Genomic DNA, 20,772 nt, shown 5'->3' on the forward strand with positions numbered 1-20,772 from the left:
CGATCGGGACTTTGTAGGGGCTTCGTGACGACACCCGGGATTTACCTACCCTCGATAAAGCTGAAGTCGGCCAGACGAGCCTCGGCCGCAGCTCGGGGCGTCCGCTAGGTCGCCTATGGCTTCGCCTATTCTGCCTTCGATCGCTGGCGCGGTGCCCGGATCGGACATCGGGAGGCGCGATCGAGCCGGCTGGCACGGTACGAGTCCCGCATCCTCTCCAACCATGGCAACATCGCCGGATGGACCCTTGTCCCGATGACTGCTGCGACGGGTGAAAAAACGGACGCGATGGCACCCGCCGGCGCGGCAAATCTTGCCTTGGCGGACAAGCCGCCCCTTTTCGGGAGGAGTTGGGACCATATGTCGGGGCGTCTAGGCCGTTCGTCCGGCCAGTCGCTTGATTGCGGCAATTCTCGGGCGGGCGTCCAGGCGCCCGTAAGTTGGACAGGTGAGTTGACATTGGACGAGAGCCGTGATGCCGGGCGGTCGCGCCATTCATGATCCGCCTCCTGTCCTACAATATTCACCGTTGTATCGGGACGGATCGGCGGCTGTCGTCGGAACGGATCGCGGAGGTCATTGACGGCTGCGCCGCCGACATTGTCGCGCTTCAGGAGGTCGACGTCGGCCGGATGCGGACGGGCGCCGCGGATCAGGCGCGGGACATCGCCAGACACCTCGGCATGATGCCGCATTTTCATGCCGCGCTGACAGTCCAGGAAGAACAGTATGGAGACGCGATCCTCACGCGATTCCCGTCCCGCCTGATGCGGGCCGGGCCGTTGCCGGGGCTCGCGGCCCGGCCAAAGCTCGAGCCGCGGGGCGCGTTATGGGTATCTGTAGAAGCAGGGGGGAAGCAGTTGCAGGTGATCAACACGCATTTCGGTCTGAATGGTGGCGAACGCCTGCGTCAGGCGGAAACCGTGCTCGGTGACGATTGGCTTGGTCATCCCGAATGCCGCGATCCTGTCGTGCTGGTCGGCGACTTCAATGCGGTCCCGCGGTCCCGCGTCTACCGGCAATTGGCGCAGGGTCTGTCGGAGGCGTGCCATCTGGCCGGGAATTGCGATCCGGGCGCGACCTTTCCGAGCCGGCTGCCGCTCCTGCGTATCGATCACGCCTTCCTGCGCGGCGCCGTCTCCGTTCGATCCGTAAGAAGCATCCGGACGCCGCTGACAAGAGTCGCCTCCGATCACTTACCTTTGCTGATCGAGCTCGATCTGACGGCGGCGGGGACAGAGCCTGACGGGAAAGTGATGCCGGGCGGGAAGGTCGATCGCCGATGACCGAAGCCGTCGAGGAGGAACGCCAGGGAACGCGTGCGGGCGATGAGGTGACCAGTGGCGGGACAGGCTGGCGCATATGGCTGATGCGCGGGATGGTCGTGGCGGGATTGCTGCTGGCGGGCTGGCTGCTCTACCGCACGCTGGGTCGCTACAGCTTCGACGAACTTGTCCAATCGGTCACGTCGTTTCCGCTCGCTCGCCTGGGAAGCGCCGGGCTTTTCGCCGCGGCGAGCTATGTCTGTCTCACCGGCTTCGACGCCCTCGCCGTTCGCTATGTCGGCAAGCGCCTGGCTTACCCGCGCGTCGCGCTTGCCTCCTTCGTCTCCCTGTCCTTGGGCCACAGCATCGGGTTCGCCGGTCTCAGCAGCGGCGCGATCCGCTACCGCTTCTACTCGCGATGGGGCCTTTCGGTCGGGGATGTGTCGAAGATCATTCTGTTTTCCGGAATGACGGTCGGAGTCGGCCTGGCGACTCTCGGCGGCGTCTCGATCCTCTTGCGCCCGGCGTTGGCGGCCGAGCTGATCGGCATTCCGCAGTCGCTCGTCCTGGCTCTGGGCATCGGTTCGTTGGCGGCGACCGCGCTCTACCTCATTGCCGCGACCTTCGTTACAGGCCGTCTGCGCATCCGCAAATGGACGCTGGAGATGCCCGATCCTCGCCTTGCGCTGGCTCAGGTCGCCGTCGGCAGTCTCAATTTCGCGCTGGTGGCGGCATGCCTTCACCAGGCGCTCGGCGCGGTGACCGAGATTCCCTATCTGACCGCAATCACGGCGTTCGTTCTGGCCAATATGGGCGTCCTCGTCACCCATGTGCCCGGCGGCCTCGGTATCATCGAGGCCGTGATCGTCTATCTCCTGCCGCAGGTCAACGTGATCGGCGCGCTTCTGGTCTTCCGCTTCGTTTATTTTCTCGCCCCGCTCGTCATCGGCGGGACCGTGTTCGCGGTGACCGAACTGGTCTGGCGGAGCAAGGCGTCAAAGGACTTGTCGGCAGAGCGGTGACTACCGTTTGCGGGACAGCCAGCTCGCCAGGTTGAACGGCCTTTTTGGGTCAAGCAAGGTAGTCAGTGGGATCCGCCGCGACGGCCCGCGATCCGACATTGCCGCGAACGGGCGAAGTCGTCCCGCTCCGTTCAACCTGTCGATGGCCCGCACCAGCGATCCCTCGGCGGCGATCGCTTCGGCGACGCGTGAGGCGTCGACGGCGAGATGTTCGCCCACAAGTTGATTTCGTAAGCGCTCGATCGCGCGACGGGACGCGGCGTTGTTCGCTTCGATGCCGATATCGCATTCAGTGTCGAGCCCCAGCGAACGATTGTTGAGATTGGACGAGCCGACCCTGAGAAAACGATCATCGATAACGATCAGCTTTGCGTGGATCAGAATCTCGGCGTCTTCTCGGCTGCCGTCCGAGACGGGGAAAAAGGCTCGCAACCGACCGAACCGGTCGGCCTTGCGCAGGCGGCGAATAAGCCGGTCGCGGTTCAGACCCATGGCGATTTGTTCCAAAAGCCCGTTCAGGGTCCGCGTCGTCAGGATCACGATTTCGGGCCCGTCGGCTCGCGCCAGCGCCTTTGCCAGGATGTCGGCGACCATCGGTGCCGCGAGATACTGCGTCTCGATATAGATGCTCTGCCGGGCGGCCGACAGCGCGTCCGCGATCAGGGCCGCCACCTCCGATACCGGCGTATGACCGTTCCATCCCGGCAGCGTGCGGGCGATGCCCATCGGCGTATTTTCGAAGTCCGGGACGACATCGGATGGCCACAGGTCGGTCTGCGCGCTCGACACGGGCAGTTCCTCCCCGGTCGCGCGGCGCCAACGGAGCCGGGCCACTCCGGCTACGTCCGCCGCGGCCCTGGAATCGACGAGCATCTGCATATCGTGAACCGGTCGGTGGTAATGAGCGTCGCCGTCCTGCCGGGCGGGGTCGTGCGGCAAATGACCCGGACTGTCCCAGCGTTGCACGGTCAGATCGATGCCGCCCACGAACGCGATACTGTCGTCGATGGTGACGATCTTCTGGTGATGGGCCGCATAAAGGGGGTGATCGGTGTCGAGGCGCACCGAAATGCGGGAGTGTCTCTGCCAGTCGGCGCCGAAGATCAGGTCTTTCGAACTGCCCGGCGCGTGCGCCAGCGCCACGCTCCATACGAGGATGCGCACTTCAAGCGCCGGGTTGGCTTCCACCAGCGCGCGCAGTAGGGGCCCAAGCGTGTCGTACCCGTTTCCTGCCGGGTCCCGTTGCAGGTGGATGTGGCCGTCGAAATCCCACCCGACGATGACGATGGATTGACGCGCCATCCGCAAACAGCGCGCGAGGCGAGGAAAATACTGGCTGCCATCAACGAGCAGGGCGGCGCGTCGGGTTAGCGTGACATCGCGGCAATTGCGCCCCGCCTTGAGAATTTGCGTAGCGAGCGGCCGCTCCCGCTCGATGGCGATCGGCCGCGTCGCGTCGTCCGGATGCTGCATGGGGTCCTGTGGGTCTATTCTCTTCGACCCCCACATAGCAGGCGGAGCGACGAGCGGCACCATGATGATGTCTTTTCTACCGGTTTCTCGACAGCGGTCATCCGATGCGCATGCAACGATGTCGTGCGTCGATCGGCTCAGCCGATAGCGGAGGGTGTGGGCCGTCGCCGGCCGCGATTGTCCTCATCCGCCGGCATCCTCGCGACTGCCGAGGCGGGCCGGCCCCGTCAGGTGAAGGATGCGCGGTCCGTCGCTACGATCTCGCGGATGAAATCGGCGACGGCGGCAATGCGGCGCACGTCGCGGACGCTCTCGTGATAGACCAGCCAGTAGGTCCGCTGGATCGTCTGGTCCGGCAGCACGCGGGCGAGCTCCGCGCGCCCCGCGGCCATGAAGCCGTGCAGGATGCCGATGCCGGCGCCGGCCGCTACCGCCTCGGTCTGACCCAGCGCGCTCGACACCTCGAAACGCGACGGCCACTCGGCGGTGATGTCGCTGTAATAGGCTAATTTGGGACTGTAGAGCAGATCCTCGACAGCGCCGACGAGACGATGGCGGGAAAGGTCCGCGAGCGTGCGCGGCTCTCCCTGTTCGGCGAGATAGGCCGGCGCGGCGTAAAGCCCGAGCGCATAGTCGGTGAGCTTGGCGGCGACCAGACGCCCCGCCTCCGGCCGTTCGATGGTGATCGCGATGTCGGCCTCGCGGCGCGACATCGAAAAGGCGCGCGGCACCGGGACCAGCTGCACGGTGAGGTTCGGATGACGCTCGGTCAACCGCCAGAGCCGGGGGGCGAGGAAGGCGGTGCCGAAGCCGTCCGGCGCGCCGACGCGCACGGTGCCGGACAGCGCGATGTCGGTGCCCCCGACCGCGGCGCGGGCGGTCAGCATCGCCTCTTCCATGCGCTCGGCCTGTTCCAGAAACGTCCGGCCGGTATCGGTGAGTTCGCAGCCGTTCGGCCGGCGGATGAGCAGCCGGGCGCCGAAGGCCGTCTCCAGCGTCGTCAGCCGTCGCCCGACGGTCGCGTGATTGAGCTCCAGCCGCCGTGCCGCCGCCAGGATCTGCCCGGCCCGCGCCACCGCGAGGAACAGACGGACGTCGTCCCAATTCATGCCCATTCGCTCCGCTCCGGCCTGGTGGACGTCACTTTTCGCACAACGGATGCGCGATGCGAAGGATTGGCTTTTCGCCCGCGCCGCGCGAGATAGACGGCAAGGCAAAATCCCGAGGAGGAACCAGATGGAACAGATCGGTCATTACATCGGCGGCAAGCGCGTCGCCGGCACCAGCGGACGCACCGCCGACGTCTTCAATCCGGCGACCGGCGAGGTCCAGGCCAAGGTCGCGCTGGCGAGCGCGGAGGAGCTTCGCGCCGCCGTCGAGAACGCCAAGGCGGCCCAGCCGGCCTGGGCGGCGACCAATCCGCAGCGTCGCGCCCGGGTGATGATGAAATTCGTCGATCTGCTCATTCGCGATATGGACAAGCTTGCCGAGGCGCTGTCGCGCGAACACGGCAAGACCTTTCCGGACGCCAAGGGCGACGTGCAGCGCGGGCTCGAGGTCGTGGAGTTCTGCATCGGCGCGCCGCATCTCTTGAAAGGCGAATTCACCGAGGGTGCCGGCCCCGGCATCGACATCTATTCGATACGCCAGCCGCTCGGCGTCGTCGCCGGAATCACGCCGTTCAATTTTCCGGCGATGATCCCGATGTGGAAGTTCGCCCCGGCGATCGCCTGCGGCAACGCCTTCATCCTCAAGCCGTCCGAGCGCGATCCGTCGGTGCCGATCATGCTGGCCGAATTGATGGTAGAGGCCGGGCTGCCGGAGGGTATTCTCAACGTCGTCAACGGCGACAAGGGCGCTGTCGACGCGATCCTCGACGACCCCGACATCCAGGCCATCGGCTTTGTCGGCTCGACCCCGATCGCCCAGTATATTTATTCGCGCGGCTGCGCCAACGGCAAGCGCGTCCAGTGCTTCGGCGGTGCCAAGAACCACATGATCATCATGCCGGACGCCGACATCGACAAGGCGGCGGACGCGCTGATCGGCGCCGGTTACGGTGCGGCGGGAGAGCGCTGCATGGCGGTCTCGGTGGCCGTACCCGTCGGCAAGGAGACCGCGGACCGGCTGGTCGAGAAGCTGATCCCGAGGGTCGAGGCGCTGAAGATCGCGCCCTATACGGCCGGCGATGACGTCGACATGGGTCCGCTGGTCACCGGCGAGGCGAAAAAGCGCGTGTTGGGTCTCATCGACAGGGGCGTCGAGGAAGGCGCCAAGCTCGTCGTCGACGGTCGCGGCTTCAAGATGCAGGGCTATGAGGACGGCTTCTTCGTCGGGGCCTGCCTGTTCGACGACGTGACCCGCGACATGGACATCTACAAGACCGAGATTTTCGGGCCGGTTCTGTCGGTGGTGCGCGCCAAGAACTATGAGGAAGCACTATCGCTGCCGATGGAGCACGAATACGGCAACGGCGTCGCGATCTACACCCGCGACGGCGACGCGGCGCGCGATTTCGCCAGCCGCATCAATATCGGCATGGTCGGTGTCAACGTGCCGATCCCGGTACCGCTCGCCTATTACACCTTCGGCGGCTGGAAGGCATCGGGCTTCGGCGACCTCAACCAGCATGGCCCCGACGCCTTCCGCTTCTACACGCGGACCAAGACGGTGACCCAGCGCTGGCCGTCGGGCATCAAGGACGGCGCCGAATTCAACTTCAAGGCCATGGGCTGATCGCGATATCCAGACCAGGCCTGTAAACGGGCGCTCCAGGCGCCCGTTTTTCTCAAGGCGCCTGACGATCGCGCCATCGCGGCCTGTGAGTTAGCGAAGTCGACGAAGTTTCTGGGCGAGAATTTCGCCGACATGCGTCAGCGACCGGTCGAGCGCGACGAGATCGCCGGACGGGATGGAACTCGTCAGATCGGCTTCGAGCCGTTGCCAGATCTCGCGAATGGCGACTTGCGCCTCTTCGCCCGCCGATGTCAGCTGAACCATGGTCTGTCGGGCGTCTCGGCTATTCGGTGTGCGCGCCACCAGACCTCTCGCGAGCAGCCTGTCGAGCATCTTCGATACCGTCGAGGGGCGGACCGACAATTGGTCGGCGAGCATCGACACGCTCGATGGATTGCTAGGGTCGAGGCTGTCCAGCAGTTGATCCTGGCCGGGATGAAGACCGATCTCGGCCAGCAGCAGCGCCTGGAAGGCGCGTGTCGATTTCGCGATCGAGAGAAGCGCGGGCAGGATGGCCAGTGACTGGTCGACACCCGTTCTCGGTTCCCAATCAAGACGGACTGTTATATTCGTATCCATACCGGCTTATTGGCCGATAGCCGGCCATCCATCTTTTAACTAGTTTATGAACGAAACTGGAATCGTAAGGGTTCCTTGTCGGCCTCCCGCAATACACGTCGCCAAGTCCGCGCCTTGGCGGGCGCGGCAGCGGCTTCGCCGAAATGCGGAAATGGAAGAGAAGGAATGGCCATATGGCGGATGTGCGGGTCATCTGCGCGATCGGTCGGAGCGGACAACTTGGCCTTGGCGGCCAGTTGCCGTGGGAAGGGCGACCGGAGCGGGTCTTCACCGAGGACGTCGAGCGCTTTTTCGAGATTACCCGCGGCCATGTGCTGATCGCCGGACCGAAGACGGTCGCATCATTTCCCAGCTTTGCCAGGAACGACCGGGTCATCGTCGAGATCCGCTCGTCCGACGATCCGGAAGAAGTGCTCGCCGGCTTCCCCAACCGTGTCGTTTATGTGGGGGGAGGGCCGGCCGTGTGGGATGTCTACGCACCCTATGTCCGGCACTGGGACATCAACACGTTGCCCTATGACGGCGAGGCCGACACCTGGTTCAACCCCGCCTGGCTCGTCGCGGCGGGCAGCCGGCGCGGGTGAGCCAAGCGGCCAAGGCGGACGCCGTCTCGGTTATTGCGGTCCGACCTCGGCGCCCAGCGTGCGCGGATCGGCGCCGCATTCGGCGGCGATCGCCTCGCATAGCCCGGTCATCAAACTGGTGAGCTGACCGTCCGGCTGTCCGATGGACGACGGATCGAGCGTCGCGGGCGAGAGCAGCCGCAGGCTGTTGGTCAGGAACAGCGTGGCGCCCCGAAGATCGGCAAGGCCGAGCGAGCGTTCGCGGACGGCAAGGCCGAATGCTCCGGCATGGGCCAGCACCCAGCGACGGGTGATTCCATCGAGGACGCCGTCGGCGAGCGGTGGGGTCGACAATTCGCCGTCCTTGAGCACGAAGAGGTTGGCGAGCGCCGAGCACGCGACACGATCCTGGGTATTGAGGAACAGGGCCTCGTCGGCGCCGGCCAGCCGCGCCGCGTGATTGGCGAGGACCGCGTCGAGATAGGCCAGAGATTTCACACGCGCAGTGGGCGAGGTCTCGTTGCGCCGGATCGGGGACACATCCAGGCGGATCGCCGAGAACATCGCGCTCGGCGTCAGCGGCGCGGACGAGCCAAGGACAGTCGGACGCGGGTCCGGGGGGAGGGCGATGCCGCGGGGGCCAGGCCCACGGGTGACGGTGAGCCGGATCGAGCCGTTGACCTGTCGTTCCGCCAGCGCGGAAATGGCGGCTTGCAGATCCTGTCGGGCGACCGGGATTTCCAGATGTCCGGCGGCGGCGGCGAGGCGTTCCAGATGCTCCTCCATACGGAACACCCGGCCGCCGAGAACCAGCGCGGTGTCGAAGATGCCGTCGGCGAGAAGCAGCCCCCGGTCGTTCGCGGCGATCGCGCCGTCGCACGGGGCAAAGGCGCCGTTAAGCCAGATGTCGGTCATGCCAAGCCTCAGCGAGGGTCAGGAAATTCTTGAAGGTCAGCTCGCCTTGTTCGCTCAGGACAGATTCCGGGTGAAACTGGATACCGTAGGTCGGGTGCGCACGGTGGGACAATGCCATGATCTCGCCTTCCGCCGAGCGCGCGTCGACGCGCAGGCTCTGCAGCATCGCCGGTGTCTCCTCGACGATCAGCGAATGGTAGCGCCCCACCGTGGTCGGGCTCGGCATTGTCTCGAACAAGCCCGACCCGTCGTGGTGGACTTCCGAGGCGCGGCCATGCATCGGCCTCAGCGCGCGTGTCACGGTGCCGCCGAAGACCTCGCCCAGCACCTGATGACCGAGACAGACGCCGAGGATCGGCAGGCGGCCGCTGAACTCGCGGACCAGCTCGCGCGAGATTCCCGCTTCGGCCGGCGTGCAGGGGCCGGGGGAAATGATGATTGATCTCGGCGCCAAAGCATCGATGTCGGCCAATGTCAGCGAGTCGTTGCGCACGACTCGCGTCTGTGCGCCCAGTCGGTCGAGATAGCGGGCGACGTTGAAGACAAAGCTGTCGTAATTGTCGATGACGAGGATCATCCGGCATCGTCCTCGAACGCCGCAAGGACGCGGGTCGCCTTGGTGAAAGTCTCCTCGTATTCGGCGGCCGGGTCGGACAGGACGGTGATGCCGCCGCCGGCGGCGAGGCGCGCCTTGCCGTGGGCGAAGCTGACGGTGCGGATGGCGATGTTGAGATCCATGGCGCCATCGAAGCCGAGATAGCCGATGGCGCCGCAATAGGGGCCTCGCGCGGTCTTTTCGATTTCGGTGATGATGTCCATCGCACGGATTTTCGGTGCCCCGGTGATCGAACCGCCCGGAAAGGTCGCGGCGAGGAGATCGCCTGCCGTCACGCCGTCGCGCAGGCGACCGGTGACGACCGAGACGAGGTGATGCACCGAGGCATAGCTTTCCAGGCCGCACAGAACCGGCACTTCGACGCTATCCGCCTCGCAGACCCGCGATAGATCGTTGCGCAGGAGGTCGACGATCATCACGTTCTCTGCCCGGTCCTTTTCAGAGGCGAGAAGCGCCGCGGCCAGTGCCCGATCCGCGGCCCGATCGGCCGAGCGTTTCGCGGTCCCCTTGATCGGGCGGGTTTCCACTTCGCGTCCCTCGATCTTGAGGAAGCGTTCCGGCGACGACGAGGCGATGGCGAAACCAGGATAGTCGAGGAACGCACCGAAGGGGGCGGCATTGGTTCGTCGCAGCTTGAGATAGAGCTGGAAGGGATCGAAGCCGTCCGGGAGGCGGGCCTCGAAGGTCTGGGCGATATTGGCCTGGTAGATGTCGCCGGCCAGAATGTAGTCGCGCACCCGCTCGATCGCCGCGCGATAGTCGGCCGCGAAGAAATTCGAGCGCCAGTCGAGAGCGGGTGCCGGCGAAACGGAAGCTGCGGGGCCCGGCGCCTCCAGAGCCGTCTTGAACGCCGCGATGCGCGTATGTGCGTAACGCTCGCGCTTCGCTTCGTCGGCGGGATGGCCGGATGCAATCAGGAAGGCGCGCTCGTCGACGAGATCGACGGCAAGCACCGTATCGTAGAGATTGAACCGGACGCTCGGCATGTCCGGATCGAGATCCGGCGGGAGGGCGAGCCGTTCCAGATGATGGGCGAAATCATAACCGACATAGCCAATGGCGCCGCCCTGGAACGGCGGCAGCCCGGCGATCGTGTGGGTGCGATACCGCCGCAGGACCGTGTCCAGCGCGGCGAGAGGCAGGCCGTCGAGGCGGCGTCCGTCCAGCATCGCGCCGCCCGCATCGACGGTGAAGCGAGCGAAAGGCGAGGCGGCGACATAGGCGTAGCGCCCCAGCGTCACGTGACGCATGGCGCTGTCGAGAAAGGCGAGGCCGCCCAGCGGCCTCAGGCGGGCCGCCGCCACATCCGGCGCCAGGGGATCGATCTCTTCGTAGACCATGGCGGGCAATTGCCCAGAACCGCGCGCGCGCGTCAAACCGCATCGGCGCCCCCCTGGCGAAGGGACGCGATTCTCCCGAATATCCTGCGACGTCACCGTGCGGACCCGATGCCGAAGGCCCGCTCCAGCACGTCTGATTGATAAGGCCTTGGTGCGGAGAGCGTTCGCCCCAGATAACGGACAGGATCAAAATTTGATGGAGCCCGCGATGCGAGCCGCGATCGTCTGCCTGGGTCTTCTTGCCGGCTTGGCCGGCTGCAACGCCGGTACGCCCTATCCCAATCCATCCCCGATTGCCGGCGCGCGCGTCTCGGCGAATCCGAATGCAAGGGGAACGGAGGCCTTCTGCCAGCAATATGGGCGTCAGACGGCGGCCAACAGCTACGAAAACCGGATCGATCGGGGCGAGGATAGCATCGGCGTTAGTCTTCTCCAAAGGCAGCGGGCGCGAGAAGACGGCGCCGCCGCCTATCGGCGTTGCCTCTCCGGTCGGCTCAATTAGCAAATTTGCGACGAAAACGTCCGCTGCCTGGTCTCATTGCGATCATCGTCCAGGCGATGTGGATGGACGTCGTCAGATATCGTTCGGGGGTTCGGGCGACGGCTTCGGCTTGTCCTGGAACGCGTCTTTGGGCGGGGACGGATTGTAAAATTGCTTGCAACAACTTTACCGCTTTCGGAAAAGCTCGCGGTCGGGAACGTCCCTACGTCTTGAAACTGCCACCAAAGACTGCCTACATCCTTTTTATCGGAGTTATTTCAGCTTCGAAGCTACGCCCGTGGAAAGGGAAAACGACACTGAGACCTGCGGCTGAAGCGAAGGACGTCTTCGAGACCTCTCCTTCTGACGCGCCCGCCACCGATCTTTCGGTCGGCCGGACTGCAATCGATCTCGTGATTTCGAGCCTGGAAGACTCGAAGGGCGAGGACATCGTTTCCATCGACATGAAGGGCAAATCGGCACTGGCCGATCACATGGTGATCGTCTCTGGACGATCGCATCGCCATGTGACGGCGGTTGCCGACCATCTGCTTCGCGATCTCAAGTCTCACGGCTTCGGGATGGCAAAGGTGGAAGGCCTTCAGAACGGCGACTGGGTGCTGATCGATACGGGCGACATCATCGTTCATATCTTCCGCCCGGAGGTCCGCAGCTTCTACAATATCGAGAAGATGTGGTCCGTCGGAGACGCCGGAGACGCGACGGTCCATTGATCGGCGCGTCATTGCTGGAGTGAGGCTTCGGCCGGGGAAGGGGCTCGGCCGATGCGAGTGACGATTGCGGCGATCGGGCGGATGAAAGCCGGCCCGGAACGGGTTCTTGCTGACCGCTATCTGGACCGGCTGAAGAAAACCGGCGCGCCGCTCGGGCTGGATTACCAGGGGCTCTCCGAATATCCCGAATCGCGGCTCGGCACCGCGCCCGAGCGCAAGCGCGAGGAAGCCGAACGGCTGCGGTCCTCGCTCGCGGAGGGCTCGGTTCACCTGATTCTGGACGAGCGGGGCAAGACGCTCTCGTCGGAGGAACTCGCCGCCGCGATTGCTGCGTTCCGCGACGACGGCCGCCGCGATCTCGCATTGCTCATCGGCGGCCCGGACGGGCACGACGAGACCCTGCGGTCCGGCGCAAACCTCGTCCTTTCTCTTGGGCGAATGACATATCCTCATCAAATCGCACGGATTCTGGTTGCCGAACAGCTGTATCGCGCGGCGACGATCCTCGCCGGGCATCCCTATCATCGCGCCTGAAGGACGGGCGCCTTCCCGACTTCAGGCGTAGGCGCGCGTGCGTGGCACCAGGCGCAGATGCCCGCCGGTCTTGCCCCCGGGCAGGGCGGCGATCCGGTCGGCCGCGGCAAGCAGCTTTTCCAGGTCGAGGCCGGTGTCGATGCCGCCTTGCTGGAAGGCAAAATACAGATCCTCGGTGGCGGTGTTGCCGGTGGCGCCCGGCGCGAACGGACAGCCCCCGAGACCAGCCGCCGCGCCTTCCATGACGCGGACGCCGGCCTGATAGGCAAACAGCGCGTTGGCGACTCCCATGCCGAAGGTGTCGTGTCCGTGGAATGCCCAGCCGGTGCCGTCCGGCGCATCGGCCATGACCGTCTCGAACCGCGTCTTCACAGTCACCGGGTCGGCCCGCCCCGTCGTGTCGCACAGGGCGAATTCGGCATCCGGCGCGATCGCGATCGCCTTGGCGAAGGCACGACGCACCTCCTCGAGCGGCACGGTGCCCGTGAACGGGCAGTCGAAGGACGTCGCCAGATCGACACGCAAACGGAAGTTCGCATCGCCCGCCATGGTATCGACGACGGCGCGCAATTGCTGGAGCGACTGCTCGACGCTTCGGCGGACATTGTTCTGGTTGTGGGCCTCGGAGACCGAGAATACGAAGACCAGCTCGCTGTAGCGGTTCTTCAGCGCCAGTTCCGCGCCCCTGGCGTTGGGCACCAGAACCGACAGGCGAACGCCGTCCCGGCCTTGGAAATGCGCGGCGATATCGGCCATGTCCGCCATTTGTGGGATCGCCTTCGGGCTGACGAAGGAGCCGAGTTCCATACGTTTCACACCGGCGGAGAGCAGAGCCTCGATGATCGCGATCTTCTCTTCGGTCGGCAGCGGCTTGTCGATCGACTGGAATCCGTCGCGTGGGGCGCCCTCGACGATCTCGACTGATTCCGAATTGCCGGTCATGCCGATCTCCTTTCGTCCGTGCGGGAAGACCGCGCCTTCACCCGGTTGATCATGCCGCCCGAAGAGGAAACGGCGGTCGCGGCGGCGGATGGGGCACCCGCCAGCGTTAACTGCCCGACGACGGGACGGTTGGCGATGAGCTTGCGAGCGAGACTGTCAGACATGCGGCATCGTCTCCGAGGATGTCGCCGCGGGGCCGCGTACGATATTGATCAGGAATAGCAATCCAAGCGTTCCGAAGCCGATCGGCAGCATGGCGTAGGCAAGCCACATCGGCGTGCCGAACGCGCTCGACACGCGCTCCCCATAGGCCCAGGCGTCATGCGCCATGAGGCCACCGCGCCAGGTGATGATGGCGCAGAACACCGCGCCGACGATGCCGACGACGATGGTAACCACCCGCTTCCCGCCGGGTCTGAGACTGTCGGCGAGAAGCGTGATCCCGATATGCTCGCCGCGCCGCTGAACTTCCGCCGCCGTCATCACCGCGAGATAGACGACGAGGAACGAGTTGATTTCCAGGCTCCACGAGGTCGGTGCCGCGAACAGATAGCGCATCGTGGCGTCGTAGGTGATCGTCAGGGCCATGAAGGCGAGGACCCCTTGGCCGACGATCTCGAGGAGCCGGGCAAAAGCCTCGAACAGTTTCAACGGAACGGCGAGCATGGTTTCGCTCCTCTAAGCGTCTTTGCCCATCGCGAGGTCGATCGCTTTCTTGCCGACTTCCTCGCCGACTTCCCCGATCCAGGCCTCGCGAACGTTCTGGCTGACCTCGCCGAAACGCTCCAGCTCCGCCTCGGTGGGCTCGATGACCTCCAGACCCGCCTCACGGAAGGCCGGCCAGTATTTGGCGTCGAAATAGTCCTGGTTGGCAACCCGCGCGCTGTTCTCATCGAACCATTCGACCCCGGCCATCATCGCGTTGCGGACCTCCTCGCTCAACGCTTCCCAGCGATCGGTCTGGACGAAAATGCCGATGCCGAAGGCGGTGACCGGCAGCTTGTAGACCTGGGCTGTCTGCTCCTGGATCTTGCGGCCGTTGATGGTCGAGATGTTGGCGACCGCCGCGTCGACCGTGCCGCGCTGCATGGCCAGATAGAGCTCGGAGGAGGGGATCCGGACGGCGGCGCCGCCGAAATCCTCGATCGCCTTGGTCGCCTCGAAGGAGACGACGCGCAGCTTCTTGCCGTCGATGTCCTCCAGGCTGCGGATCGGCGACTCCTTGGTGCTCCAGATATATTCCGGCTCCATGACGCCGCCGCCGAGGCTGAGCACCGTCAGGTCGTTCTTCTTCAGCTCGTCTTCGACGAGTTGGAACAGCGGCGAGCCGCGCTTGAGGCGGTCGGGATTCTCGTAGAGTTCGCCAACCACGCCCGGCAGCCCGGTGATGCCGAGGATCGGCAGCGACCGGGTGATGTAGGAGGTGGTGTGGAACATGAAGTCGATGGTTCCCGAGCGCAGCGCCGGGAGCTGTTCGTCCGCCGAGAGCAAGCGGCCGGAATCGTAGAACTCGATGGTGGCGACGTCGCCGTGCTTTTCGTTGACGAGGTCGACGAAGCCCTGGCTGCCATAGGCCAGGTCCTCGTAAGAGGGCGGCAGGTAGGTGACGCCGGTGAGTTTCTGCGCTTCGGCGTAGGCAGTGCGCGGGTAAAGGCCGAGGGTCGAGCCGAGCGCCAGCGCGCCGGTAGCGGTCATGAAGCCACGTCTGTTGATGGTCATTTGGTTTTCCTCCTTGTTCATCTCATCAGGTTCGGCAGCCAGAGGCTGATCGAAGGGAACAGTACGAAGATGACGAGCATCACGAACTGTACCGCGACGAAGGGCATGACACTGCGGACGATCTCCTCGATGCGCAGCATCGGGGCGACCGCCTTCAGCGTGTAGAGGTTGAGGCCGACCGGCGGTGTGATCACCGCGATTTCGAGATTCATCACCAGGATGATCCCGAACCACAGCGGGTCGTAGCCGAGCGTCGTAATCAGCGGCAGCAGGATCGGCGTGGTGACGACGATGAGCGACACCGCGTCGACCAGCATGCCGAGACCGACGAGCACCAGCATGATCAGGATGAGAATGACCTCGGGCGGCAGCTCGGTGCCGACCAGCAGGCCGGTGATCGCGTCGGGGACGCGGACCAGGTTGAGGTAGTCGCCGAAGATCCGCGCACAGCCCATGATCAGGAGGATGGCGCCGGAAATCCGCGCGCTCGAGCCGAGCACCCGCATCGTGCCCTTGACGCCGACCGAGCGGAAGATGAAGGCGGCGATGACGAAGGCCCCGATGGCGCCGAAGGCGGCCGCCTCGCTCGGCGTGGCGATGCCGGAATAGATCGTGCCGAGCACGATCGCGATCAGCAGCACCGCATGCCAGATCCCGCCAATCGCCCGGAGCCGGTCGCCCCAGCTGTAATGGACGTATTCTCCTTGCGGGGCTTCCGCCGGATTGAGCAGCACGCGGAAATACAGATAGACCGAGATCGCCAAGGCGAGGGCGACTCCCGGCACGATGCCGCCGATGAACAGGTCCGCGACCGAAACGCTCGAGACCGCGCCGTAGATGATCAGCGGCACGCTCGGCGGTATCAGCATGGCGAGCGCGCCGGAACTGACGACGCTGCCGGCGGCGATCGAGCGACTGTAGCCCCGCTCCAGCATCTGCGGAATCGCGATCGAGCCGACCGCGGCGACGCCGGCGATCGAGACGCCGCTGACAGCGCCGAACACGGCCGAAGCGCCCACGGTTGCGATGGCAAGCCCGCCGCGCAGCCATTGCAGCCACACCACCGCCGCGTGGAAAAGGTTCTTGCCGACCGGCGTCGCCGCCAGGAAGTTGCCCATCAGCACGAACAGCGGCAATGCCAGCAGTTCGAAGCTGTTCAACTGGCCGAACAGCGATGTCGGGCCGAAGAAGAACGCCATCGAGCCACGCGTCATGTAGAGTCCGGTCAGGCCGGCCGCGCCCAGCGCCAGGAAGATCGGCGCACCGATGGCGATGAGCGCCAGCAGGATGACGACGACGATGATGGGCTCGATCATCGCCGGGCATCCCCGTCATGCTTTGCGTGCCCCACGCCGCCCGTGGTCGTGGTCTTCGTCCCGTTACGGCGGCGCCTGCCTGTCGTTCCTGCCACTTGCGTCCTCCCTGGGATGGTTTCGCCTCGGCGTTCCGCGTTTGCGTTTAAGGCTCAGATGACACCATCGGTTTTCAGCCGAGCGATGTCGTCGTCGTCGTAGCCGAGCCATTCCGCCAGCACTTGTTTCGTGTGCTGGCCGAGGGCAGGTCCGGTATGGCGGATCGCGCCGGGCGAGGCCGACAGCCGCGGAAACACGTTCTGCATGGCGATCGGACGGCCGAGCGTCGCATCCTCGACCCGCGTCACCGATTCACGCGCCTGAAAATGCCGATCCTCCAGCATCTCCTTCGCCCGGTAGGCCGGGCCGGCCGGGACTGCCACTTCCGCGAGTTCCTCCACCAGTTCCTTCGCGGGCTTGGTCCGGCTCCATTCGCCGATGATCGCGTCGATCTCCGCCTGATGGCGGCCACGGGCCCGATGGTCGCGGAATCTCTCGTCGTCGGCGAGTTCCGGCTGTCCCATGAGGGCGGTCAGGCGGCGGAACAGACTGTCCTGGTTGGCGCCGATGATGATCGTGCCGCCGTCCTTGGTCGGATAGGCGTTGGACGGGGCGATCCCCGGCAGGATGCTGCCCGAGCGCTCGCGGACATGGCCGCCGCCATCATATTCGGAGATCAGGCTTTCCATGACCGACAGGACGGATTCGTAGATGGACGCATCCACCATCTGGCCTTCGCCGGTGCGATGACGATGCTGCAATGCCAGCAGCGCGCCCTGAAAGCCGTTCTGGCCGGCCAGCGTGTCGCCGAGCGAAATCCCCATACGCACGGGCGGCCGGTCCGGGTAGCCGCTGATCTCGCGCAACCCGCCCATCGCCTCGCAGACCGAGGCGAAGCCGGCCCGGCCGCTATATGGCCCGCTCTGGCCGAAGCCGGTGATGCGCACCATGATCAGGCCGGGATTGATCTTCGCCAGGACATCGTAACCCAGCCCCCAGTCCTCCATGCGGCCGGCACGAAAATTCTCCACCAGGATATCGGTCTTGGCGACCAGCGCCTTGACGATGTCCTGGGCTCGCTTGTCGCGCAGGTTCAGGGTGAGGGATTTCTTGTTGCGGGCGATCACCGGCCACCAGAGCGTGTTGCCGTCGGCATCGGTGCGGCCCCATTGCCGCATGGCATCGCCGGTCTTCGGCGGCTCGATCTTGACGACCTCCGCGCCGAAATCGGCCAGCAACTGTCCGCAGAACGGGCCGGCGATCAGCTGACCCATCTCCAGGACGCGAATACCCTCCAACGGACCCATGCGGCCGGTTCCTCCCTGCGTGCCGCCGGGGCTTCTCCGAAAGGATCATTCTCGCTTCCCCGAGCGCGAGGTCCGTTTCGATTCCGGCGGATGTGCTCCCATGGCCGCGCCTCCCCAGCGTCAGCGTTTCAGGAAATGCCGGATTGTATCCAATATGTCAATAACCTGATGATATTTGACGCTTGTCTCGCAATTTTGTATCCAATATTAGTTGCATCCAGGGCATCGTTGCGAGGGGCGGAAACCATGTCGCCGAGAAAGCATGGGCCGAGCGAGCGCAGCGCGGACAGGGTCTACGCGGCCTTGCGGGACGCCATTCTCAAGGGCGACTACGAGAACGGCGGGCGACTGACCGAAGAGGTTCTGGCGGAACGCTTCCGCGTCAGCCGGACGCCGATTCGCGCGGCTTTGGCCAAGCTCGCGGGGGACGGGTTCATCGACATGATCCCGCATGCCGGCGCCGTGGTCCGGCGCCGGACGATCCGCGAGGTCAGCGAGGTCTATGCGGTTCGCGCGCTATTGGAGAGCGCTGGCGCCGGCCTCGCGGCTACCCTTCGCACCGACGCGGATGTCGCGGTGCTCGGCGCGATTTGCGACGAGATGGAAGCGCGGTCGGCCGAGGACAGGGGCGTTGAAATCCTGTCGACGCTCAACAAGCAGCTGCATCATCGCATTCTGGAGATCTCGGGAAACCAGACGCTGCGCGATACCGCCGACCGGCTGATGGATATCGGCTTCCTCATTCACAGCTACACGAAATTTCAGCCGCGCGACCTCGGACGAAGTTTCGCCGATCACCGCGATCTCGTCAGCGCCATCGCTTCGCGCGACGCCGAATGGGCTGCATCCGTCATGCGGGCGCATATCCTGGCGGCTCGCAATACCTTGTTGAAAACCATGACGGATTTGCCGGAGGGCAGTAAGCCCGCCCGCGATGATGCGGCGCTTTGATCGCAGGCGTGGCGCGCCTACCCCAGTTTCGTCCAGCGACTGTCGTCGGACGATGAGCGCACCGCGGCGTCGATGAAGCGCATGGCCTCGACGCCGTCCTCGACCGTCGGAAACATCACGTCGGGCGGGATCGGGCGACCCTCGGCGACGGCCCGGATGGCGCTTGCTGCTTCACGGTAGATCGTGGCGAAGCCTTCCAGATAGCCTTCCGGATGGCCGGCCGGAACACGGGTGACGCGCTGGGCGGCCGGAACGGTAGTCGCTCCGCCCCGTGTGATCAGCCGCTTCGGCTCGCCGAACGGGGTAAACCAAAGCTGGTTCGGGTTTTCCTGCGCCCATTCGAGCCCGCCTTTTTCGCCATAGACGCGAAGGCGCAGGCCATTTTCATGGCCGGGCGCGATCTGGCTCGCCCACAGCATGCCCTTCGCTCCGCCCGTAAAGCGCAGCAACAGGTGGTCATTGTCGTCGAGCCTGCGGCCCGGAACGAAGGCGGATAGGTCCGCCGCGACGCTGTCGAGCGTAAGGCCGGTCACGAAAGTCAGCAGGTTGAAGGCGTGGCTGCCGATATCGCCCAGCGCGCCGCCCGCGCCGGCCTTGTCGGGGTCGACCCGCCATTCGGCCTGCTTGGAGCCCGCCGTTTCGACGGCTTCGGTCAGCCAGTCCTGAGCATATTCGACCTGTACGACGCGGAGCGGCCCAAGCTCCCCGGCGGCGACCATCGCCCGTGCCTGACGGATCACCGGATAACCGGTGTAATTGTGCGTCAGCACGAAGACGCGCCCGGTGGCGGCGGCGACCCGTTGCAGCTCCAACGCGTCCTCCAGCTTCGCCGTCAGCGGCTTTTCGCAGATGACGTGGATACCGGATTCAAGAAACGTCTTGGCGGGAGAAAAGTGCAGATGGTTGGGCGTGACGATCGCGACGGCTTCGATGCCGTCGTCACGTTCGGCCTCGGCTTCGGCCATCGCCCCGAAATCGGCGTAGGCGCGCGCCGGGTCGATGCCGATCTCGGCACCGGAGGCCGCCGAGCGCTCGGCATCGGAGGAGAAGGCGCCGGCCACGAGCGCGAATTCGCCATCGAGGCGCGCGGCGATCCTGTGGACCGCGCCGATGAAGGCGCCCTGACCGCCGCCCACCATGCCGAGCCGGATCGGCCGCGGCGCCGTCATCGGGTCTGTCGATAAGACCATCTCGTTCTCCCTGTCATCGTCCGCCGAGAGACGCGGCGAGGGCGGATGCCCCAGCGGCTAGCTTCATCCCGCGACTTGCGATGCGGCTCTATCGCCTTGATTCGACTTTCGATCAGCATACCGCCTCTTTCCACTGTCTCGCGGGGTCTTCCATCCCAGCCGCATATCGGCGCGCGTCAGCGAAGATCGGACTGGTAATGAAAGCCGTCGGTCAGGCATCGGGACAGACGCCACTCGATCGGCGAACCATCGAGCGCGAAGGCGACCCGCTCGATGGACAGAACCGGATGACCGGGCTGGCAGTTCAGCCGCGTGGCGGTGGTCGCGTCGGCGGCGGTCGCCTTGAGCCGTTCCAGAGCCCGCCCGATGGTGATCGAGAAGACCTCCGAATAGAGCGCGTAGACATTGTTCGGCAGGTCGCGGATTTCTCCCAGCGAAGAAAATTTCGTGACGGGCAGGGTGATCTGCTCGGCTATGACCGCCCGACCGCCAAGGTGCCGGACACGGTCGATGCGCCAGACCGCATCGTTTCGATCGAGCTGCAACGCCTTCGCGGCAGCGCCGTCGGCGCGCCCGCGTGCCCGCGTCAGCACCTGGCTGTCGGGGAACAGGCGGGTGTCGTCGTCGGCGGCGAGCCGGAAGAACTGGAACAGGATGCGACCTTCCTCCGGGAGAGCGACGAAGGTCCCGCGTCCTTGCCGCCGAATCAGCAGATGCTCGGCCGCCATCGCGTCGAGTGCCTTGCGAACGGTCCCCTGACTGACGCCGAGATCGGCCGCGATCTGGAATTCGCTCGGCAGCATCAGGCCCGGCGTCCACACGCCGTCGATCAGCCGGCGGACCAGGGTCTCGCGCACCTGCTGATAGAGCGGTCTGAACGCTGGGGCCTTCTCTCCGTCGGTCATTAGTTACCGCCCAATTTTTTCGCCGGACCAGCTAATCGGCTTGACATGAACCTGTAAAGATAATTTATGTCTTATATAAGACTTACCGATATCGCCATTGGCCTTTCCGCTTGGGGGCGGCTCGATCGGCTGCTTCTCACCTAGGCAT

General features: G+C 65.1%; 22 protein-coding genes. 8 read left to right on the top strand and 14 right to left on the bottom strand.

Annotated features, from left to right (window positions below):
• The first annotated feature begins 497 nt into the window (after positions 1-497).
• Both MJ956_RS16135 and MJ956_RS16140 read left to right on the top strand, forming a co-directional pair.
• A complete protein-coding gene (locus tag MJ956_RS16135; protein ID WP_253965462.1) occupies positions 498-1,286 on the top strand; it encodes an endonuclease/exonuclease/phosphatase family protein in 789 nt (262 codons plus the stop codon).
• An 83-nt stretch (positions 1,287-1,369) separates the two neighbouring features.
• Positions 1,370-2,287: a lysylphosphatidylglycerol synthase domain-containing protein gene (locus MJ956_RS16140; RefSeq protein ID WP_253965542.1), complete on the top strand. Its 918-nt coding sequence runs from the start codon at positions 1,370-1,372 to the stop codon at positions 2,285-2,287.
• Here MJ956_RS16140 and MJ956_RS16145 read toward each other — a convergent pair whose 3' ends face one another.
• Both MJ956_RS16145 and MJ956_RS16150 read right to left on the bottom strand, forming a co-directional pair.
• The gene (locus MJ956_RS16145) at positions 2,288-3,760 is read right to left on the bottom strand and encodes a phospholipase D-like domain-containing protein (RefSeq protein ID WP_253965463.1); all 1,473 of its coding nucleotides are present in this window, start codon (positions 3,758-3,760) and stop codon (positions 2,288-2,290) included.
• 227 nt (positions 3,761-3,987) lie between these two features.
• Positions 3,988-4,869, bottom strand: coding sequence for a LysR family transcriptional regulator (locus MJ956_RS16150; protein ID WP_253965464.1), 882 nt, complete (start codon positions 4,867-4,869; stop codon positions 3,988-3,990).
• Positions 4,870-4,996: 127 nt separating this feature from the next.
• On the opposite strand from MJ956_RS16150, the gene MJ956_RS16155 reads away from it, so the two are divergent.
• Positions 4,997-6,496, top strand: a complete 1,500-nt coding sequence (locus MJ956_RS16155; protein ID WP_253965465.1) for a CoA-acylating methylmalonate-semialdehyde dehydrogenase — start codon at positions 4,997-4,999, stop codon at positions 6,494-6,496.
• A 90-nt stretch (positions 6,497-6,586) separates the two neighbouring features.
• Here the strand turns inward: MJ956_RS16155 and MJ956_RS16160 are convergent, their stop codons facing one another.
• Positions 6,587-7,075, bottom strand: coding sequence for a MarR family winged helix-turn-helix transcriptional regulator (locus MJ956_RS16160; RefSeq protein WP_253965466.1), 489 nt, complete (start codon positions 7,073-7,075; stop codon positions 6,587-6,589).
• A 173-nt stretch (positions 7,076-7,248) separates the two neighbouring features.
• Between MJ956_RS16160 and MJ956_RS16165 the strand changes: the two genes are divergently transcribed.
• Positions 7,249-7,659: a dihydrofolate reductase gene (locus MJ956_RS16165; RefSeq protein ID WP_253965467.1), complete on the top strand. Its 411-nt coding sequence runs from the start codon at positions 7,249-7,251 to the stop codon at positions 7,657-7,659.
• Between the two features lie 30 nt (positions 7,660-7,689).
• On the opposite strand, the gene MJ956_RS16170 is transcribed toward MJ956_RS16165, so the two are convergent.
• The 3 genes from MJ956_RS16170 to pabB are packed head-to-tail and all read right to left on the bottom strand — an operon-like array spanning position 7,690 to position 10,509.
• Positions 7,690-8,553: an aminotransferase class IV gene (locus MJ956_RS16170; RefSeq protein ID WP_253965468.1), complete on the bottom strand. Its 864-nt coding sequence runs from the start codon at positions 8,551-8,553 to the stop codon at positions 7,690-7,692.
• Positions 8,534-9,130, bottom strand: coding sequence for an anthranilate synthase component II (locus MJ956_RS16175; RefSeq protein WP_253965469.1), 597 nt, complete (start codon positions 9,128-9,130; stop codon positions 8,534-8,536). Before MJ956_RS16175 ends, MJ956_RS16170 begins: the two co-directional genes overlap by 20 nt.
• Entirely contained in the window at positions 9,127-10,509 is a 1,383-nt protein-coding gene (gene pabB, locus MJ956_RS16180) for an aminodeoxychorismate synthase component I (RefSeq protein ID WP_253965470.1), read from the bottom strand. Before pabB ends, MJ956_RS16175 begins: the two co-directional genes overlap by 4 nt.
• A gap of 208 nt (positions 10,510-10,717) precedes the next feature.
• On the opposite strand from pabB, the gene MJ956_RS16185 reads away from it, so the two are divergent.
• The 3 genes from MJ956_RS16185 to rlmH all read left to right on the top strand — a co-directional run bounded on the left by MJ956_RS16185 (position 10,718) and on the right by rlmH (position 12,258).
• Positions 10,718-11,011: a hypothetical protein gene (locus MJ956_RS16185; RefSeq protein ID WP_253965471.1), complete on the top strand. Its 294-nt coding sequence runs from the start codon at positions 10,718-10,720 to the stop codon at positions 11,009-11,011.
• Between the two features lie 254 nt (positions 11,012-11,265).
• Complete coding sequence (gene rsfS, locus MJ956_RS16190) at positions 11,266-11,724, top strand: ribosome silencing factor (protein WP_423724899.1); 459 nt, start codon at positions 11,266-11,268, stop codon at positions 11,722-11,724.
• A 51-nt stretch (positions 11,725-11,775) separates the two neighbouring features.
• The gene (gene rlmH / locus MJ956_RS16195) at positions 11,776-12,258 is read left to right on the top strand and encodes a 23S rRNA (pseudouridine(1915)-N(3))-methyltransferase RlmH (protein ID WP_253965472.1); all 483 of its coding nucleotides are present in this window, start codon (positions 11,776-11,778) and stop codon (positions 12,256-12,258) included.
• A gap of 21 nt (positions 12,259-12,279) precedes the next feature.
• Here rlmH and MJ956_RS16200 read toward each other — a convergent pair whose 3' ends face one another.
• The 6 genes from MJ956_RS16200 to MJ956_RS16225 form a co-directional block, all read right to left on the bottom strand.
• Positions 12,280-13,200 carry a hydroxymethylglutaryl-CoA lyase gene (locus MJ956_RS16200; protein ID WP_253965473.1) on the bottom strand — a complete coding sequence of 307 codons (921 nt, stop codon included), beginning with the start codon at positions 13,198-13,200 and terminating at the stop codon, positions 12,280-12,282.
• The gene (locus MJ956_RS16205; protein WP_253965474.1) at positions 13,197-13,364 is read right to left on the bottom strand and encodes a hypothetical protein; all 168 of its coding nucleotides are present in this window, start codon (positions 13,362-13,364) and stop codon (positions 13,197-13,199) included. The genes MJ956_RS16200 and MJ956_RS16205 overlap by 4 nt, the downstream gene beginning before the upstream one ends.
• Positions 13,357-13,866 carry a TRAP transporter small permease gene (locus tag MJ956_RS16210; protein ID WP_253965475.1) on the bottom strand — a complete coding sequence of 170 codons (510 nt, stop codon included), beginning with the start codon at positions 13,864-13,866 and terminating at the stop codon, positions 13,357-13,359. Before MJ956_RS16210 ends, MJ956_RS16205 begins: the two co-directional genes overlap by 8 nt.
• A 12-nt stretch (positions 13,867-13,878) precedes the next feature.
• Complete coding sequence (locus MJ956_RS16215) at positions 13,879-14,919, bottom strand: TRAP transporter substrate-binding protein (RefSeq protein WP_253965476.1); 1,041 nt, start codon at positions 14,917-14,919, stop codon at positions 13,879-13,881.
• A gap of 17 nt (positions 14,920-14,936) precedes the next feature.
• A complete protein-coding gene (locus MJ956_RS16220; RefSeq protein WP_253965477.1) occupies positions 14,937-16,235 on the bottom strand; it encodes a TRAP transporter large permease in 1,299 nt (432 codons plus the stop codon).
• A 149-nt stretch (positions 16,236-16,384) separates the two neighbouring features.
• The gene (locus MJ956_RS16225) at positions 16,385-17,578 is read right to left on the bottom strand and encodes a CaiB/BaiF CoA transferase family protein (RefSeq protein WP_253965478.1); all 1,194 of its coding nucleotides are present in this window, start codon (positions 17,576-17,578) and stop codon (positions 16,385-16,387) included.
• A 246-nt stretch (positions 17,579-17,824) separates the two neighbouring features.
• Between MJ956_RS16225 and MJ956_RS16230 the strand changes: the two genes are divergently transcribed.
• The gene (locus tag MJ956_RS16230) at positions 17,825-18,529 is read left to right on the top strand and encodes a GntR family transcriptional regulator (protein WP_253965479.1); all 705 of its coding nucleotides are present in this window, start codon (positions 17,825-17,827) and stop codon (positions 18,527-18,529) included.
• Between the two features lie 17 nt (positions 18,530-18,546).
• On the opposite strand, the gene MJ956_RS16235 is transcribed toward MJ956_RS16230, so the two are convergent.
• Together MJ956_RS16235 and MJ956_RS16240 are read right to left on the bottom strand one after the other, a co-directional pair.
• Complete coding sequence (locus MJ956_RS16235) at positions 18,547-19,719, bottom strand: Gfo/Idh/MocA family protein (protein ID WP_253965480.1); 1,173 nt, start codon at positions 19,717-19,719, stop codon at positions 18,547-18,549.
• 176 nt (positions 19,720-19,895) lie between these two features.
• Entirely contained in the window at positions 19,896-20,624 is a 729-nt protein-coding gene (locus MJ956_RS16240) for a GntR family transcriptional regulator (RefSeq protein WP_253965481.1), read from the bottom strand.
• Positions 20,625-20,772: the final 148 nt, after the last annotated feature.

It is taken from the genome of Aurantimonas marianensis (genome assembly GCF_024195285.1).
Lineage (GTDB): Bacteria > Pseudomonadota > Alphaproteobacteria > Rhizobiales > Rhizobiaceae > Aurantimonas > Aurantimonas marianensis.

Bases quoted from the DNA above. Each gene is read 5' to 3' on its own strand.
- MJ956_RS16200 (WP_253965473.1), bottom strand. From the start codon at position 13,200: ATGACCGGCAATTCGGAATCAGTCGAGATCGTCGAGGGCGCCCCACGC.
- MJ956_RS16155 (WP_253965465.1), top strand. From the start codon at position 4,997: ATGGAACAGATCGGTCATTACATCGGCGGCAAGCGCGTCGCCGGCACC.
- MJ956_RS16135 (WP_253965462.1), top strand. From the start codon at position 498: ATGATCCGCCTCCTGTCCTACAATATTCACCGTTGTATCGGGACGGAT.
- MJ956_RS16165 (WP_253965467.1), top strand. From the start codon at position 7,249: ATGGCGGATGTGCGGGTCATCTGCGCGATCGGTCGGAGCGGACAACTT.
- MJ956_RS16185 (WP_253965471.1), top strand. From the start codon at position 10,718: ATGCGAGCCGCGATCGTCTGCCTGGGTCTTCTTGCCGGCTTGGCCGGC.
- MJ956_RS16205 (WP_253965474.1), bottom strand. From the start codon at position 13,364: ATGTCTGACAGTCTCGCTCGCAAGCTCATCGCCAACCGTCCCGTCGTC.
- rlmH (WP_253965472.1), top strand. From the start codon at position 11,776: ATGCGAGTGACGATTGCGGCGATCGGGCGGATGAAAGCCGGCCCGGAA.
- MJ956_RS16215 (WP_253965476.1), bottom strand. From the start codon at position 14,919: ATGACCATCAACAGACGTGGCTTCATGACCGCTACCGGCGCGCTGGCG.
- MJ956_RS16225 (WP_253965478.1), bottom strand. From the start codon at position 17,578: ATGGGTCCGTTGGAGGGTATTCGCGTCCTGGAGATGGGTCAGCTGATC.
- MJ956_RS16230 (WP_253965479.1), top strand. From the start codon at position 17,825: ATGTCGCCGAGAAAGCATGGGCCGAGCGAGCGCAGCGCGGACAGGGTC.
- MJ956_RS16220 (WP_253965477.1), bottom strand. From the start codon at position 16,235: ATGATCGAGCCCATCATCGTCGTCGTCATCCTGCTGGCGCTCATCGCC.
- MJ956_RS16150 (WP_253965464.1), bottom strand. From the start codon at position 4,869: ATGAATTGGGACGACGTCCGTCTGTTCCTCGCGGTGGCGCGGGCCGGG.
- MJ956_RS16140 (WP_253965542.1), top strand. From the start codon at position 1,370: ATGCGCGGGATGGTCGTGGCGGGATTGCTGCTGGCGGGCTGGCTGCTC.
- MJ956_RS16210 (WP_253965475.1), bottom strand. From the start codon at position 13,866: ATGCTCGCCGTTCCGTTGAAACTGTTCGAGGCTTTTGCCCGGCTCCTC.
- MJ956_RS16145 (WP_253965463.1), bottom strand. From the start codon at position 3,760: ATGCAGCATCCGGACGACGCGACGCGGCCGATCGCCATCGAGCGGGAG.
- MJ956_RS16160 (WP_253965466.1), bottom strand. From the start codon at position 7,075: ATGGATACGAATATAACAGTCCGTCTTGATTGGGAACCGAGAACGGGT.
- MJ956_RS16235 (WP_253965480.1), bottom strand. From the start codon at position 19,719: ATGGTCTTATCGACAGACCCGATGACGGCGCCGCGGCCGATCCGGCTC.
- pabB (WP_253965470.1), bottom strand. From the start codon at position 10,509: ATGGTCTACGAAGAGATCGATCCCCTGGCGCCGGATGTGGCGGCGGCC.
- MJ956_RS16175 (WP_253965469.1), bottom strand. From the start codon at position 9,130: ATGATCCTCGTCATCGACAATTACGACAGCTTTGTCTTCAACGTCGCC.
- MJ956_RS16240 (WP_253965481.1), bottom strand. From the start codon at position 20,624: ATGACCGACGGAGAGAAGGCCCCAGCGTTCAGACCGCTCTATCAGCAG.
- MJ956_RS16170 (WP_253965468.1), bottom strand. From the start codon at position 8,553: ATGACCGACATCTGGCTTAACGGCGCCTTTGCCCCGTGCGACGGCGCG.